The sequence below is a fragment of the Halobacillus campisalis genome, assembly GCF_030345335.1.
GTDB classification, from domain to species: Bacteria; Bacillota; Bacilli; order Bacillales; family Halobacillaceae; genus Halobacillus_A; species Halobacillus_A campisalis.
Genome location: NZ_JAPVRC010000010.1, coordinates 75,011 through 90,640, shown reverse-complemented (window position 1 = coordinate 90,640; position 15,630 = coordinate 75,011). Strand labels below are relative to the sequence as shown.

Genomic DNA, 15,630 nt, shown 5'->3' with positions numbered 1-15,630 from the left:
TTGGTCCCAAACCAAGTGCTCTACCAAGCTGAGCTACTTCCCGTAAGTAATGGCGCGCCCGAGAGGAGTCGAACCCCTAACCTTCTGATCCGTAGTCAGACGCTCTATCCAATTGAGCTACGGGCGCCTTTTGAAGCGACAATATCTAATATATCATGTGTCAGCTCAGAATGCAATAGTTTTTTTAAAAGAAACCTTAGTGCGGCCGAGAGGACTTGAACCTCCACGGGGTTGCCCCCACTAGGCCCTCAACCTAGCGCGTCTGCCGATTCCGCCACGACCGCTAATTGAAAAAGTTAGGTAAGCAGCTAAGCTGACTTACTGAATGCGGGTGGAGGGACTTGAACCCCCACGCCGTGAAGCACTAGATCCTAAATCTAGCGTGTCTGCCAATTCCACCACACCCGCAAAATAAATGGTGAGCCATGGAGGGCTCGAACCTCCGACCCTCTGATTAAAAGTCAGATGCTCTACCAGCTGAGCTAATGGCTCTTAATGAAATAAAAGTTCTGGTATTTTTGTTGATGATGCTCGTCGTGTTGCGAGCTGTTTCATTTTTAAGGACAAGGAACATCATATAATGAATCTATGATAATGTCAACCATAAAAACAAAAGAAAATGGCTGGGCCAGCTGGATTCGAACCAGCGCATGACGGTACCAAAAACCGTTGCCTTACCGCTTGGCTATGGCCCAACGAAAATGGCGGTCCGGACGGGACTCGAACCCGCGACCTCCTGCGTGACAGGCAGGCATTCTAACCAACTGAACTACCGGACCTTACTATGTAAAAAATCAAAAGTGACCCGTACGGGATTCGAACCCGTGATACCGCCGTGAAAGGGCGGTGTCTTAACCACTTGACCAACGGGCCATTTAAACAATAAAAAATGGCGGAGAAGGAGGGATTTGAACCCTCGCGCCGCTTGCGCGACCTACACCCTTAGCAGGGGCGCCTCTTCAGCCACTTGAGTACTTCTCCGTAATGGCTCCATCGGTAGGATTCGAACCTACGACCGATCGGTTAACAGCCGATTGCTCTACCACTGAGCTACGATGGAATAATGTTAGAAATACTTACTGTAACTATGTAAGTGTTCGGAAGCTGGCAATGTCAGCGACGTTTTATATCTTATAACATTTCGATAAGGTTGTCAATGCTCTTTCAAAAAAATAATAGAAAGCCGTTTTTTCGACTTGCCCTTTCGTTTAGGGCTTATTTAATTTAACACGGGGAGCTGTTTTTCGTCAATGTATTTTTTACACCTTTTTAAGTTTTCCTTTACATTTTCCGCATACAAACCTGGAGACGTTTATTTTCTTCTTGCGTGTGTACTTTTGTCCGCATGTAGAGCATTTGTATGTATGGTGTTGTTTTTCTTTTTCTGAAGGCAGCGGTTTACAAAATCTCGGAGATCCGGTTTTCCGCAGAAGGTCCTTGAAGGTACGGTCTCTATGATTGAATCCTTTTCCTTCTATATGAAGGTGGTAGTGGCAGAGTTCGTGTTTGATGATCCCTTCGAATTCTTCTTCTCCCAGTTCCCGCAAGTACTTCGGGTTAAGTTGAATGGTTCTTCTGGAAGGGATATATCTACCGCCCGTCGTTCTTAAACGAGGGTTAAATTCTACGTAATCGATATATGGTTTTCCAAAAAAACGCCTGGACACCTGATCGGTCCATTGCTGCAATTCCTGTTGATTTACATTCATGACGCACACCCCTCCTTATTTTTGCATACTTTATTATAAATGGGATATTCCTGAAATTCAAAGGGAGGAGATTTCTGTGCCCCGTTGGTTACAGAAGCAAATGTCGAATGCATTTCTAAATAAAGATAAGTATCAAATCAAGATGCTCAATCAGTGCTGGTACTTTTATCGTCATCGTCACAAAAATTGACCTGGAAGACAAGGTCTCCCAGGCTCTTTGCTTTTATTTTTTCTGCATCGTCAATGCGATCCGTTGTTTTTTTGTATCGACTGTCTCTACCCATACCGTCACAACGTCTCCTACTGAAACGACGTCCATTGGGTGCTTCACGAATTTGTTGGAGAGTTTGGAAATATGAACAAGGCCATCTTGTTTCACGCCGATATCCACGAATACGCCAAAATCGACTACGTTTCGAACCGTTCCTTCTAGCTCCATTCCTTGTTCCAAATCTTCCATAGATAATACGTTCGTTTTTAATAGAGGTTTTGGAAGATCATCACGCGGATCACGGCCGGGTTCTCTGAGAGACTTGATGATATCCATTAAAGTCGGCTCGCCTACGTCAAGCTGTTCAGCCGTCGTTTTCACGTCCAGCTTAGCAAGCTTTTCACCGACTTCTTCTTTTCCAAGGTCTGCCGGTGACGCATCCACCAGTTTCAAAAGAGAACGGGCTGCTTTATAGCTTTCCGGGTGGATTGATGTTTTATCAAGAGGCTCTTCACCTTCAAGCACTCTAAGGAAACCTATACTTTGCTCGAAAGTTTTCGCTCCGAGTCTAGGAATATCTTTCAACTGCTTCCTGCTCGTAAACTTTCCGATTTCATCCCTCTTCTTAACTACATTATTTGCGACTGCTTTACTCAGACCTGACACGTATTGCAACAAAGAAGATGAAGCTGTATTGACGTTGACTCCCACCTGGTTCACGGCTGTTTCTACGACGAAGGTAAGAGATTCGTTTAGTTTTTTCTGGGTCACATCGTGTTGATATTGTCCTACTCCGATTGATTTCGGATCGATTTTTACGAGTTCAGCAAGAGGATCCTGGACGCGACGGGCTATGGAAACCGCACTTCTCTCTTCTACCTGCAGGTCAGGAAATTCTTCTCTAGCCAGTTTCGAGGCTGAGTATACACTCGCACCTGCCTCATTGACAATCATATAAGCGGCATCCAGGGAATATGTTTGGATCATGTCCGCAATAAACTGTTCTGTTTCTCTTGAGGCGGTTCCGTTACCCACCGCAATCAATTCGATCGGGTATTTATTGAAATATGAACGAATTTTATCTTGAGAAGCTTTTACATCACTTCTTGGCGGTGTCGGGTAGATGACCGATATTTCTAACACCTTTCCTGTTTCATCTATGACGGCCAGTTTACAACCTGTCCGATACGCAGGGTCAACACCTAATACGACCTTTCCTTTAAGAGGAGGCTGCAATAACAGGCTCTTCAGGTTGCTTGAGAAGACATCGATCGCTTTTTCTTCCGCGGTTTCTGAAAGAGCATTCCTGATTTCCCTTTCGATGGAGGGTTGGATCAGTCGTTTATAACTGTCAGAGATGGCTGTCTTTAAAATCGTCCGGACTTCATCAGACGCCGACGATTTAATGACCCGTCGCTCCAAGAAAGAAATGATGCTTTCTTCTGGCGGGTGCACGGCCACTTTCAAGACATCTTCCTTCTCCCCGCGGTTTAATGCAAGGACTCTATGCGATGCGATCGAGCGGACAGGCTCCTGATATTCGTAATACATTTCAAATATGGATTTTTCGTCCTTCTCCGCATTCTTAGCTTTCGATTCTATCGTTCCTGACTTGAACGTCTGCTGGCGGATTTTATCCCGATAGTCAGGGTCATCAGAAATCCATTCCGCTAGAATATCATTCACTCCAAGAGTGACATCCTCAACAGAAGTAAGCTCGTGCTCTTCGGAGAAATACTCTTTTGCTGCTTCTTCAAAATTGAAATCGCTCTGCTCCCACACTTTCAACGCGAGAGGCTCAAGTCCTTTCTCTTTTGCCACTGTCGCACGGGTTCTTCGCTTCTGTTTATATGGACGGTAGAGATCTTCGATTTTCTGTAATTGGGTTGCTTCTTCGATATCTTTTTTCAGTTCATCGGTCAGTTTTCCTTGTTCATCTATAAGACGAATCACTTCTTCTTTACGCTGCGAAACATTTTGTACATATGTCCATTGATCTTCGATAGTTTTGATCTGCACTTCATCAAGACCGCCCGTCAGCTCTTTACGATAGCGCGCAATGAACGGTACGGTATTACCTTCATCTAATAACTGGATGACTTGTTGGATCGGTTGGATCGCCAACTGTGTTTGTTTTGCTACTAACTGCATCAGTTCATTCGTGTTACTCAAAAATATGCCCCCTCACTATACTTCCTTATTATTGTATCAGATTTTCTCCACAATTAAGGGACCTTATCTGTAATACTCAGAGTAAGGTCCCTACTATTTGTACTTCATGGCGATCAGCGTTGTATCGTCTTCCCGCGATTCTCCATAAAGCTCTTTATACTGTTCGGTGATCACCTTTATATTGCGGCTGCTCGTATGCTTGGGAGATAAGCGGCGGTCCAGCACTCCATCTGAAAATAGAAGGAACACCATACCAGCTTCTGCTTTCCCGTGCGACACTCTAAGTTTTCTAGGGTAGCCAGCTAGATAGCCCGCTAAAGGAATGTTTCGGCCGCGATTACCATCGATATCGATCGTAATGATGCCGATATTTCCGATAGAGGAATATGAATAGGATTGTTTATTGAAGTCGATCTTAAGTATGCCTAGCACTACCCCGCGTTTTCCGAGTAAAGCATCATTGCATTTTTTTATGATCGTTTCAATGTCCAGATCCGGATATTGCTCGATCACATCCATCACGGCCTGAGAAGAATCCCATGCCATTTCCCCACTGCCTAGACCATCAGCTAAAGCGCAAATAAATCCTTCATCAGTCTCTTTGTAGTAATAACTATCTCCACAATAGTAGTTTCCTTTTTTCGCCTTCTGGTATATGGAAATAGCTACTCTTGATAATTCTTCTTGCAATTAGAACGCCTCGACCGATTCTGCCTGAAGAGCTTCTTTCAATTTCCTGAGTGCGCGACGCTGAAGGCGGGAAACGTGCATTTGCGAGATGCCCAATTGTTCACCTGTATCTTTTTGGCTCATATTTTCAAAATACGTGCATTGAAGAATTTCTTGTTCGCGTTCGCTTAAGATCGGCAGAACTTTTTGAAGGAGCATCTTTTGATCAATTTGATCATATCCGCCTTCCGGGTTGCCGATCAAGTCGAGAATGGTCACGGTACTGCCATCTGAATCTGCTTCAATTTTACGATCGACGGAAAGTGCTTTGTAGCTTTTGCCCATTTCCATCGTCTCAAGCACATCTTCTTCAGAAACCTCAAGATAATCCGCAATTTCAATTACGGATGGTGACCGCTGAAGCTGACTCGTCAATTCTTCTGCAGCCTTCTTGATCTTAGGACCAAGTTCTTTAATTCGTCTTGGTACATGGACACTCCAAGTTTTATCACGAATGAAACGTTTGATTTCACCAATGATCGTCGGAATGGCGAATGACTCAAAAGATTTACCGAAATCCGGGTCGTATCTGCGGATTGCCGCAAGCAGACCTAGCATTCCTACCTGCACCAAATCTTCATGAATGGTACTGTTTTTGGAATACTTCCTTGCGATCGATTCAACCAAATCATTATAGACTAGAACAATCTTTTCCTGTACTTCTTCGTCGCGCGGATTTTCTTGTAAAAATGCGATCCATTCGTACACCTCATCATTATGATGTTGAGATTTGGTCGCCATCTTGACCCACCTCATTTTCATGAAGGTATTTTGTCATTAGGACAATAACTCCATATTTACTGTTGATTTCTACTTTATCCATTAAAGCGTCAATCAAAAAGAGACCAAAACCACCTTCCCGCAGCTCGCCGATATCATCTTTGTGCTGGTATGGTCCGATATCTTCTTTGATTTCACCTAAATTGAAGCTTCCGCCATGATCAGCTACCATGACTTCCAGCCTGTCTTGATATACTCCAAAACCGATCGTGATTTCGCCTTCGCCAGAATCGTTGTACGCGTGCTTTACAGCATTCGTAATCGCTTCTGAAATTGCGACCTTCAGATCTTCGATTTCTTCATAAGCGAAACCCATCCGATTGGCAATTCCTGAAGTACTTAAACGAACGACACCAACATATTCAGCTTTTGCAGGAACTTTAACCTCAACAAAATCAAATGGTTCCATGATTACATTCCACCTCGTACTGTATTATCAATGTCCATAATCTCGGTCAGGCCGGTAATCTTGAATAATCGGTAGACACGTTCCTGCATTTGAATAAGCTTGAGTGCAGTATCATGCTCTTTCGTTGATTTCAGCGCACTGATGAATACACCCAGTCCGGTAGAATCCATATAACTTACTTCTTGAAGGTCGACCTCTATCGTTTGACCACTTTCTTTTGTCAAAGGCAATAAAGTTTCTTTTAACTTCGGAGCCGTAAATGCATCGACTTCCCCTGCTAAAGAAACAGTGGTGATTTTCTCTTTGTTTGTCACATCTATCGTCAGGTTCATTCCATTCGCCTCCCGTATTCCTAAAATAGCTCATTAGAGGGAGCATACCCTTCATGAACTTAGCTTAAACCTTTCTTTTTAAAATGATTAAAGTGAAATCATCTCTCAGTTGAAAGTCCTGAAGTCTTTCAAAATGCTTGTACACATGTTCTACTGTTTCCTGCGCCGGCAGATGTGCGTATTGTTTAATGATCTCCAACACTTCATCTTCTTCGATGAATCGATCGCCCTGACGGCATTCAGTGACTCCATCTGTCAGCATGATGATCATATCTCCAACGTGGACTTCCTTCGTACATTGTTCATAGGTCGCCTCAGGAGAAACACCCAGTACAAGGCCAGATGCATCGATCTCTTCGAAATAATCCTGTTTGCTATCATAATAATAACCTGGCTCATGACCGGCCGAAGAAAAACGGAAGGTATGATTGTTAATATTATATAAGCCATAGAACATCGTGATGAACATACTGGAATCTACGTTTCTTTCGACCACTCGGTTCAAGCTGCCAAGGATGACCCCTGGATCCATACGGTTTTCAGGAAAACTGTCCATAGAGTATTTGATCATCGACATGCATAATGCAGCAGGCACGCCTTTGCCGACTACGTCAGCAATCGCTACACCAAGAGCTCCACTGTCATCTTTTACAAAATGGTAGTAATCCCCGTTCATCTGCTTAGCTGGGATACTGATCGCCCCTACATCAAGACCTTCAATCTCCGGTTTTTCCGTGGCCAGCAACGTTTTCTGCATATTAGCAGCTACTGAAATTTCCGATTTCAATTCCAGCTGTCTCTCTCTTAGGGATTGATATTCCTGATAAGCCAATCCATAAGAAATCATCGTTTCTAATAAAAAATCCAGAGAAGAACGAATATGTTCAGGCATATCCGGGTACAAGTGTTGTAAAGATTGGACATGCACATTAATAATTTCCTCTGGTGAAATATTCTGCTGCATAGAATGCTTGCTGAACTGCTCTGCTTGATAGAGAGCTTGTTCATCTTGTGTTTCAATATATTGCTGCATCAGCTCTTTATAGTTTTCTAAATCGAGTTTAAGTGTACTCATCTTAAACCTCCTTTAACGGAGCCATTTGACTGCTTTAATCTCTGTTCCTTTACCGTCTTCTGATTGAATATCAAAGTCGTCCATCAATCGTTTAACACCAGGCAACCCAGCTCCAAGTCCTCCAGAGGTTGAAAAACCATCCTCCATCACTTGACTCAATTCTTTGATTCCAGGTCCGTCATCCATTGCTACTATCCTTAAACCTTTATGATTCATATCTTCAATAGCTTCAAAGCATATCTTACCTGTCCCAGCGTACAAATAAATGTTTCTTGCTAATTCTGAGATTGCAGTGGCTATGCGTGCTTGATCGACAGTTCCAAATCCGATCTTACGGGCTATATCACGCCCAAGCTGACGAGCTCCGACAATATCCCATTCTTTTTTAATATTGACACAGGATTGGAAGTCCATAACTACTCCTCCAATTCCTGGCGAAGTTTGATCAATCCTTGTTCTAAATCTAGAGCAGTAGGAACATCCTGCATATGAATGCCAAGATCAATAAGCGTCATTGCAACGGCTGGCTGGATTCCAGTCAATACAACCTTAGCACCCATCAGGTCTGACATAGTCACTACGTCTCCAAGTACTTTTGCTATGAATGAATCAATAATATCTACTGATGTGAGGTCGATGACTACACCAGTCGCTCCACTTTCATGGATCTTACTCAATAGATCTTCTTGAAACTGTATAGCCGTCTGATCATCTAAATCGATTTGAATTGAAATGAGCAGATAGTTATGAAGCTTCAGAATAGGTATTCTCATCTCGATCACTCCCTGTTTAGAGAATCAATTAAATTTTCTATATCTTGTTCTTTTGACTGTACATCTTCGATCGTGCGGTTCGTCAATTCCAATGCGGACTTGAACCCTTTTCTGAGGGAACTTTTCGTCGGGAATTTGCCCAGGTCGATTCCCAGATTGACAATAGTTTGAGCAATTTCAGGTCGTATTCCTACTAATATACAGCGTGAGCCGATCAAACGCACAGCTTCAGCCGCCTGGATGATATGGTGCGCGACCATCGTATCGACGACGGGAACTCCGGTGATATCGATCAAGACGACTTCCGCATTGTGCTTGATCACACCATCAAGAAGGTTCTCCATGATCAGTTTGGCTCTCTCTGTATCGATCGTTCCGATGAGAGGCATAATCGTGATATTGTCCATAACTGGAATTAAAGGTGCAGATAGTTCTTGCAGAGCAACTCTTTGGAGAGATACGATGTGTTCCCAGCTTCCAGAATATTCGTTCACGAGCTGGTTGATGACGGGATCGACCCATCCATCAACTTTTCTAAGTACTTCTGCAAAATAATCCGAGTCGATCTGCTCAGATTGTTTGAGAATGTATTCTGTGATGACTCGACGGAACACCTGCATCCCGTCCGTCAAATAGCTGAGCGGCCACCCGAGGTTGATAAGACGTTCAGAAAAATCATTCAAGTCATTAGTCAGTCCCGATTTTTCGATACTAGTGAATATGACATTCACGAATTCACGGTTAGTGCTTTCAAAAAGCTCATCGGAAATCGTAGCTGTATAATCACTAGATTTTTTCTTATTCACTTCCTCAAGCCACATCTTGACGATGTCATCACTATGTCCAATTACAATATCTTTCAGTTTCTGATCCATACTAAACCTCCGAATTTCCTGCATTCTTTATATCCTAGACGTCCTTCTCACGGTCAAAACATTATACAAAAATAATGTTATCAAAAATTACTACGTAAATATACTAATTAGTTTTATTTTATACTTTTTAAGTCCAAGACGCCAACTAAATTAGTTATTTTTCCACGTTATTTAACAAAAATACACCTGTGGCAGGTGTTCAATGTAATGTGGCAAATAAAACCATGAAAGCAGCAGCCTGGGTTTCCTTCTTTACAAGGCACCCGAATGCTCCGCTTCATGGTTTCATTCCAAGCTATTCTATCATTTTTTCCGCAAATAAAAATAAAGCTGCCTCTGATGGACAACTTTATCATTAAAAGTCTATAAGCCCTAAGCTGATTTGCAGCGCTTCGTTCACCTGCTGCATCATCGGCTCATCTAGTTGAGTAATCTTGTCGGTCAAACGCTGTTTATCAATCGTTCTGATTTGTTCCAACAGAATAACAGAATTTCGTTCGAAACCATATTTTTCAGCATTAATTTCGACATGAGTTGGTAGTTTGGCTTTTTGTATTTGTGCGGTAATCGCGGCTATAATTACTGTAGGGCTGAAACGATTCCCGATATCGTTTTGAAGAATGAGCACTGGACGGACTCCACCTTGCTCCGATCCTACAACTGGGGACAAATCAGCGAAATAAACATCTCCTCGTTTGACTATCACCGACTTCACACCCCGCTCACTAATTGTTCCAGGGTGTGATCTGCCTCCTCTTCGGCCTGAAACGATTCTGAAGCGATATTAAGATTGATTTTAGCCATTTCCATATATCCACGTCGCATGGATTCTAAAATATGCCTCTGTTTTTCTTCACGCAAATACATTTTCGTTGCTTTACACATGAAATCGCTCCGATCACTGTTTTCGAGTTGAACCTGTCCATCAACTTCAACTAGTAGGTTATCCGGAATCCGAATGACAATCTCTCGCATGCTATCGGACAAAACCATACACCTCCACCATCTTTTACCCAAAAGAAACCAGTCTAATAAGTCCAATTTAATTTTATCATTGGCTCGTGTCTAATGCAAAGGAGTCTTGGGTTTTTTTATAGAAAGATGCTGCTTGACGGTTGAAATGAAGAGGATCGTCTCTTAAAAATTAAGCGATAAAGGGTTATCTATCTTTACCATATGCCCATTTTTCAAATACATGCGTGGAACTCGGGAACTTATCATACAAGGTATCTCATAATTGATTGTTTCCAATTGTGCAGCTGCTTCATCAGCATGAACTTCTTCATTTCCTTGCTTTCCAATTAATGTAACCTTACTTCCTATAGAATATTCTTGATCGAGCCGAATCATGAATTGATCCATACAAATTCGTCCGACAATCGGCTGCCTTTTTCCGTCGACAAGCACATCCATTCCTTGCAGCTTCCTAATCCACCCATCCGCATATCCGACGGGGACAGTTCCGATCCACTCTTCACCGGATGTCTCATAAGTCGCTCCATAGCTCAAAAATTCGCCGGGAGCTACTTTTTTTACATGGATCAATCTACTGTGCAAGGAAAAAGCCGGTTTCAAATCAATGGGCCGTTCCTTTTTGACATCTGGTGATGGATAAAGACCATACATACTGATACCAAAGCGGACGAATTGCTTCATCCGTCCAGGGAACCGCATGCTCGCGGCACTATTTCCTGTGTGAACATCAACAGGATCAGGCCATACCTTTTCAAAATGGGACAACATTGACGCCATCCGTGTTTCCTGCTCGTTGAAGTAACCCGTATCTTCCTCGTCCGCTGTCGCAAAATGCGTAAAAATAGCTTCAAGTGTCAATTGGCGATTATTTTCAAGCTCCTTCAAGACATTATCCATTTCTTCAGTTGAACGGATACCGATCCGCCCCATCCCTGTATCCCACTTCATGTGGATACGGAGTTTGCCGGGGAGAGAAGATACGTCTAATTGTTGCAGCCACTCTTTTTGAAACACGGTGACAGCTATATCATGTTCCGCTGCAAGCCACGCATCTTGAGGACGGGTCCAACCCATTACAAGCAAAGGAGCGGTGATACCCGCCTTCCGCAATCTGATCGCTTCATCCAGCAGAGCGACCGCCAGCCGATCTGCTCCTGATTCCAGCGCTTGATGAGCGACTTGAAGATCACCGTGACCATAAGCATTGGCTTTTACAACTGCATAAATACCAGTTTCCTGTTTTAAGCGGTTCCTCAACTGTTTTATATTAAAGTCGATATTCGACAATTCGATTTCTGCCCAAGTATCACGGTAAAAACTATCCATACTCAAAAGAACCACCTTTTCTCATTCAATATCTTTCTATTATTGAACGAGGGGGAGAGCGTGTCAATGGCGACCCCGTACGCTAGAAAAATAAAAGCAGACCGTTAAGCCTGCTCGCAAATTGTTCTTATTTCTCAGAGTATCCGCTAATAGAATTAGCGACGACTACCATCTCTTCCGCTGTCAATTCATCACTTGCCAGGTGATAAGTCGAAGCTTGATCGTTCCATTCCAGTTTCTTCTCAGTAATAGCACCCATAGCTCCATTTGAGAGCTGAACCGGTTCCCCGTTCACTTCCACCGACTGTCTGGCGCTGGCGGGTTCCGTTTTTGCAGTCTCCTGGATAAGTGTGAAGTCCTTCTCTCCTTTATATGTCATGATGACGCGGCTTCCCGTTTCCGTTTCGACCTCTTGCTTGTCCCACAGACTTGCCCCTAGTGTTTCCTCCGGATACAGCACTTCTGCCTCAATCTTTTCCTCTGGTTCAGCCGTGACAGGAACATCAGAAGAACTCATGGCCATGTTCTCGTCTACATCAAAATCTTCTTTTTTGAACGAATCGTTGGCGGCAAAGTTAGAGAATTGCACCTCGACTAAAGCTGTCATATCCTGATCGAAAACTTTGACCATGACCGGTGCATAGGATTTCTTATCAAAGTAGATTTCCTGAAACGGCAGAGCCTGGTTGTTTTGATAATTCGTCTTCGTTTTGAACACATAATGATTTTCAGTGGCGTTGAACTCCGACTGGTCATCCGCCTTGATATCTTTCACCAATGAATTGAACAAATAAGGCTGGCTGGTGTTCTCGGGCCACTCGCTCTGGAATTTGAAGCTCTTATTCAAAGCAGGAGTCAGAACAAATACACCGGTATCGTTTTTCAATATGATTTGGCTGCCTTTTTCATCTTTATCATTTTCAAGCTCGACTCTGTAAAAATCATCTTTCTTATGAGAAATTTGGATATGGTATTTCTGCTCTTCTTTTCCAGTCTTCATCGTCATGCTGGCGTCGGTCTTATAACCTTTCATTTCACTTTGCTGTTCTTCTAGTTTCTGAACGACATCTTCTTTAGATTGCTCCCCACATGCCGTAAGAAAGAGGGTAAGTGCCATAATCACAAAGAGAAGGATCGGAAAACGTCTCATTTTTGTTTCAACTCCTTTGTCTCTTGCTGAAGGACAAAGGGAACGGTCTTTACATGGAAACAGAAAATGTACGGAAGGTTTCAGATAACCCTTCTATGAGATCAGAGGCTAGTAAACCAGTGGTTGAGTGGTGATTCTCGGTCAGCCGCTCCGCTGTCAACCCATGAATCATGCAGCCGTTCGCTAATGCATCAAACACTGATTTTGACTGGAGGGTGAGTGCGAGTAGAACTCCTGATAAGACATCACCGCTTCCCCCTTTGGCTAATCCAGCATTGCCTGACAGCTCCACTCGCTGGTCGCCTTGAGGAGATGTAATGATCGTAGCGGGGCCTTTCAACACTACGTACACTCCGTACTTCTCAGCAAAACCTCGAGTGAGTGTAAAAGGAGACTGCATCACTTCAGGAATCGAACGATCAATCAAGTGAGCGAATTCTCCCGGGTGTGGAGTCAAAATAACTGGATCCGGACGATCGGCATACTTCATCAGCTTATCTTTTACATGGTAGAGCCCGTCTGCGTCTATCAATACTGGACCTTTGGCGTGCTGGAAAAGGGTTTGGAATATAGAGGAAGCATTTACTTCTCTGCCCATTCCCATCCCGATCGCTGTACCATTATACTTCGACCAGTCCACTCCGTCGATTTCCATCATGACCCCTTGTTCCTCGGGCAGCGGTTCGAATGTGGCTTCCTGCAGGAAAGGTGCCACTGAAGGAATCGCTGTTGTAGGTGTGGCGATTGACAGAAGCCCGATTCCACTGCGCAAAGCAGCACGAGCCGTCATCGCGATCGAGCCTGGCATGTGATAGGAACCGCCAATAACGAGACCTTTTCCATGACTGCCCTTATGGGAATGTTTTGCCCTGATGGGAACCGTTGTAGAAGCGTCCCTCTTTGTCCAAAGCTGTCTTCGTGGATTCGGCAGCAGCTTAACCGGCAAGCCGATTTCTACTATGGTCCACTTCCCATAATAGTAGCTTGTACTCTCAAGAAAGGCGCTCATTTTTGGTGCGGCAATCACTACCGTCTCATCCGCTTTGACAGCATCAAATTCACCGAATCCTTCATCCGCAGGAACACCGCTTGGAATGTCGATCGAAATGGTATAGGCATTTTGCTCGTTAACCAGTTCCACCACTTCACTGATTGGTGAGCGCAGCTTCCCTTTGATTCCGATTCCCAGCATACAGTCGATGATCACATCAGCCTGCTGCATGTCCTTTCCTAAAACACTCACGTCTTCGGTATGTCGCACAACATACCCAGATTGAAGAAATATTTCTTTGTGAGTCAAAGCGTCTCCATGTATTTTTTCATCCGGGACTACTTGCCATGCTTCTACTCGATACCCGTGATTCAATAAGGTACGAGCGATGACATAGCCGTCTCCCCCGTTATTTCCCCCGCCGATGAGCACGATCACGTTTTGTTGTCGATTAATTTTTTTCTCGACTTCTCTACTAACCGATCGTCCAGCGTTCTCCATGAGCATCGTTCCACTCAAACCCGATGTTTGAATAGCTGTCTGATCCCAATCATACATTTCTTGTGCGGTCACGATCTCCAATTCGTTCCCTCCTACCCGCATTACCATGCTATGAGTTCATCTATGTAAATATGTCCAATCACACTTGCTCGAGTACAACTTGAGCCACGGCCTGGCTGTCACTATGAGTGATCGCCACCCAGATCGTCAGGTGTTCGTGGGCGCGAACCACCATCTTAGGCGCTCCTTCTTCTGTTGAAAGAACTTCAATATCTTGAAAGCTTAACTTCCCTATTCCAGTTCCGAACGCTTTAGCAAACGCCTCTTTCGCTGCGAACCTACCTGCAAGATATTCCACCTTCCTGCGATCCTTAAGTGTTCCGTAATGTTCCTGTTCTCTTTCAGTTAATATCCTTTGAACAAAACGTGGATTTCGCTTTATACTTTGTTTAATACGTGAAAGTTCAATTAAATCGATACCGATTCCTTTAATCATATCCATCTTCCTTTTAAACGATTTCTTTAAAGTATACCCGAACTTCTTAAGCTTAAAAATGAATACTCTATCTAACTATTACTTATAGTGAAGAATAACCCTCAATTTTAAAGGAGAGCGCGCCATGTTTGTGAGAACCGAAAGTTTCCAGGAATTTCTTAAATTTTATCCAATTGTTTGCGGATTAGTGATTATCCATTTTGTTCTCTGGTTTTTCATCGATATCCTTCAGCTGCCTTTTGCGCTGCAAATTCTGCGAGAGGGTATAGGCAATAACTACTTCGTGGGACAAGGAGAGTACTGGAGACTCGTCACACCGATCTTTCTCCATGGCGGATTTGCTCACGCGTTATTCAACTCTTTCTCCCTAGTACTGTTCGGACCAGCCCTTGAACAAATGCTCGGCAAAGCGAAGTTCATCACTATGTACTTAGCAGCAGGCATCGCGGGGAACATCGGAACCTATTTGATGGCTCCTAATGAATTCTATCAACACCTCGGCGCGTCAGGGGCGATTTTCGGATTATTCGGTGTCTATGCCTATATGGTGATATATCGTAAATCTCTGATTGGCGCAGCCAACTCCCAGCTTGTCATGACAATTTTCGTCATCGGTTTCTTCATGACCTTCATGCGACCAGGTATTAACGTATGGGCTCATTTATTCGGGCTGATCGGCGGATTTGCTGTCGCTCCTCCGTTATTGAAAAATGCTCGCCCTTTTTCGGTCTGGCAGAACCGTGCGAAGTTCGCAAATCGTGATCGTGACGAAGTGAGCTTTAACCCGAATCGATGGAAGAACAAACGATTTTCTTCTAAAAATTACGGAAAATACATTCTATGGGGGATTATCCTTTTCCTTGTAGCTATGGCTTTTCTAGGTAATTTATTTTAATAAAAGGCTATGTTGACGGTGGATGTTGATATAGATAAGTGAGTTATTCAACAATATGGCAGGATAGTGGAAGACTTGATTTCGAGATAACCTGGGTTCGTTGCCGTAATAAGAGTCAGGGGTGGTGGGGCAGCTGCTCGCTTTCCTGTGGGGGAACTGGCGAGCTTCCTCAGGCTAAAGCCCTGCGGGATCTCACCTAGCTCCTTCTCCCACGGGAGTCTCCCAGCTGCC

At 43.8% G+C, this 15,630-nt stretch carries 19 protein-coding genes and 9 tRNA genes; 3 read left to right on the top strand and 25 right to left on the bottom strand.

Translation table 11 applies throughout. The annotated features are described in order from the left end of the window. Positions 1–50: 50 nt before the first annotated feature. From O2Q26_RS16870 to O2Q26_RS16825, 10 genes are all read right to left on the bottom strand, one after another. Positions 51–127, bottom strand: a tRNA-Arg gene (locus O2Q26_RS16870). A 73-nt stretch (positions 128–200) separates the two neighbouring features. Continuing rightward, positions 201–284, bottom strand: a tRNA-Leu gene (locus tag O2Q26_RS16865). Positions 285–326: 42 nt separating this feature from the next. Further along, a tRNA-Leu gene (locus O2Q26_RS16860) sits at positions 327–408 on the bottom strand. An 8-nt stretch (positions 409–416) separates the two neighbouring features. Next, positions 417–492 (bottom strand) — tRNA-Lys (locus O2Q26_RS16855). 128 nt (positions 493–620) lie between these two features. Then, positions 621–695: transfer RNA gene (locus O2Q26_RS16850), tRNA-Gln, on the bottom strand. A gap of 7 nt (positions 696–702) precedes the next feature. Continuing rightward, positions 703–779, bottom strand: a tRNA-Asp gene (locus O2Q26_RS16845). A 22-nt stretch (positions 780–801) separates the two neighbouring features. Continuing rightward, positions 802–873, bottom strand: a tRNA-Glu gene (locus O2Q26_RS16840). A gap of 17 nt (positions 874–890) precedes the next feature. Continuing rightward, positions 891–981, bottom strand: a tRNA-Ser gene (locus O2Q26_RS16835). Between the two features lie 4 nt (positions 982–985). Beyond that, positions 986–1,060 (bottom strand) — tRNA-Asn (locus O2Q26_RS16830). A 199-nt stretch (positions 1,061–1,259) separates the two neighbouring features. After that, entirely contained in the window at positions 1,260–1,709 is a 450-nt protein-coding gene (locus tag O2Q26_RS16825; RefSeq protein WP_289216992.1) for a SprT family protein, read from the bottom strand. A gap of 76 nt (positions 1,710–1,785) precedes the next feature. On the opposite strand from O2Q26_RS16825, the gene cmpA reads away from it, so the two are divergent. Next, positions 1,786–1,899: a cortex morphogenetic protein CmpA gene (cmpA, locus tag O2Q26_RS16820; protein ID WP_289216991.1), complete on the top strand. Its 114-nt coding sequence runs from the start codon at positions 1,786–1,788 to the stop codon at positions 1,897–1,899. Between the two features lie 33 nt (positions 1,900–1,932). Here the strand turns inward: cmpA and O2Q26_RS16815 are convergent, their stop codons facing one another. The 9 genes from O2Q26_RS16815 to O2Q26_RS16775 form a co-directional block, all read right to left on the bottom strand. Beyond that, positions 1,933–4,071 (bottom strand): Tex family protein, encoded by a 2,139-nt coding sequence (locus O2Q26_RS16815; RefSeq protein ID WP_289216999.1) that lies wholly within the window; start codon positions 4,069–4,071, stop codon positions 1,933–1,935. A gap of 114 nt (positions 4,072–4,185) precedes the next feature. Further along, complete coding sequence (locus O2Q26_RS16810) at positions 4,186–4,782, bottom strand: SpoIIE family protein phosphatase (protein ID WP_289216990.1); 597 nt, start codon at positions 4,780–4,782, stop codon at positions 4,186–4,188. After that, entirely contained in the window at positions 4,783–5,562 is a 780-nt protein-coding gene (gene sigB, locus O2Q26_RS16805; protein ID WP_289216989.1) for an RNA polymerase sigma factor SigB, read from the bottom strand. It lies immediately after the preceding gene. After that, positions 5,537–6,010, bottom strand: coding sequence for an anti-sigma B factor RsbW (gene rsbW, locus O2Q26_RS16800; protein ID WP_253933720.1), 474 nt, complete (start codon positions 6,008–6,010; stop codon positions 5,537–5,539). Before rsbW ends, sigB begins: the two co-directional genes overlap by 26 nt. A 2-nt stretch (positions 6,011–6,012) precedes the next feature. Then, positions 6,013–6,342 (bottom strand): STAS domain-containing protein, encoded by a 330-nt coding sequence (locus tag O2Q26_RS16795; protein WP_253933721.1) that lies wholly within the window; start codon positions 6,340–6,342, stop codon positions 6,013–6,015. Between the two features lie 64 nt (positions 6,343–6,406). Further along, the gene (locus O2Q26_RS16790; RefSeq protein ID WP_289216988.1) at positions 6,407–7,417 is read right to left on the bottom strand and encodes a PP2C family protein-serine/threonine phosphatase; all 1,011 of its coding nucleotides are present in this window, start codon (positions 7,415–7,417) and stop codon (positions 6,407–6,409) included. A gap of 12 nt (positions 7,418–7,429) precedes the next feature. Further along, a complete protein-coding gene (locus O2Q26_RS16785; RefSeq protein ID WP_253933723.1) occupies positions 7,430–7,831 on the bottom strand; it encodes an anti-sigma regulatory factor in 402 nt (133 codons plus the stop codon). 2 nt (positions 7,832–7,833) lie between these two features. Continuing rightward, positions 7,834–8,190, bottom strand: a complete 357-nt coding sequence (locus tag O2Q26_RS16780; protein WP_089654561.1) for an STAS domain-containing protein — start codon at positions 8,188–8,190, stop codon at positions 7,834–7,836. A 5-nt stretch (positions 8,191–8,195) separates the two neighbouring features. After that, positions 8,196–9,065 carry an RsbT co-antagonist protein RsbRA gene (locus tag O2Q26_RS16775; protein ID WP_289216987.1) on the bottom strand — a complete coding sequence of 290 codons (870 nt, stop codon included), beginning with the start codon at positions 9,063–9,065 and terminating at the stop codon, positions 8,196–8,198. A 209-nt stretch (positions 9,066–9,274) separates the two neighbouring features. Here O2Q26_RS16775 and O2Q26_RS16770 point away from each other — a divergent pair, with 209 nt between their 5' ends. After that, positions 9,275–9,424: a hypothetical protein gene (locus tag O2Q26_RS16770; protein WP_289216986.1), complete on the top strand. Its 150-nt coding sequence runs from the start codon at positions 9,275–9,277 to the stop codon at positions 9,422–9,424. Here the strand turns inward: O2Q26_RS16770 and O2Q26_RS16765 are convergent. The 6 genes from O2Q26_RS16765 to acpS form a co-directional block, all read right to left on the bottom strand. Further along, positions 9,421–9,771, bottom strand: a complete 351-nt coding sequence (locus O2Q26_RS16765; protein ID WP_253933726.1) for a type II toxin-antitoxin system PemK/MazF family toxin — start codon at positions 9,769–9,771, stop codon at positions 9,421–9,423. The genes O2Q26_RS16770 and O2Q26_RS16765 overlap by 4 nt on opposite strands. 5 nt (positions 9,772–9,776) lie before the next feature. Further along, a complete protein-coding gene (locus O2Q26_RS16760; protein ID WP_253933727.1) occupies positions 9,777–10,058 on the bottom strand; it encodes a CopG family ribbon-helix-helix protein in 282 nt (93 codons plus the stop codon). 144 nt (positions 10,059–10,202) lie between these two features. Next, positions 10,203–11,366, bottom strand: coding sequence for an alanine racemase (alr, locus tag O2Q26_RS16755; protein WP_289216985.1), 1,164 nt, complete (start codon positions 11,364–11,366; stop codon positions 10,203–10,205). Between the two features lie 127 nt (positions 11,367–11,493). Then, complete coding sequence (locus O2Q26_RS16750) at positions 11,494–12,516, bottom strand: LolA family protein (protein WP_253933729.1); 1,023 nt, start codon at positions 12,514–12,516, stop codon at positions 11,494–11,496. Between the two features lie 49 nt (positions 12,517–12,565). Next, positions 12,566–14,080, bottom strand: coding sequence for an NAD(P)H-hydrate dehydratase (locus O2Q26_RS16745; protein ID WP_289216998.1), 1,515 nt, complete (start codon positions 14,078–14,080; stop codon positions 12,566–12,568). A 67-nt stretch (positions 14,081–14,147) separates the two neighbouring features. Continuing rightward, positions 14,148–14,504: a holo-ACP synthase gene (gene acpS / locus O2Q26_RS16740; protein ID WP_289216984.1), complete on the bottom strand. Its 357-nt coding sequence runs from the start codon at positions 14,502–14,504 to the stop codon at positions 14,148–14,150. Positions 14,505–14,628: 124 nt separating this feature from the next. Here acpS and O2Q26_RS16735 point away from each other — a divergent pair, with 124 nt between their 5' ends. Next, on the top strand, positions 14,629–15,399 hold the full coding sequence (locus tag O2Q26_RS16735; protein WP_289216983.1) for a rhomboid family intramembrane serine protease: 771 nt from the start codon (positions 14,629–14,631) through the stop codon (positions 15,397–15,399). Positions 15,400–15,630: the final 231 nt, after the last annotated feature.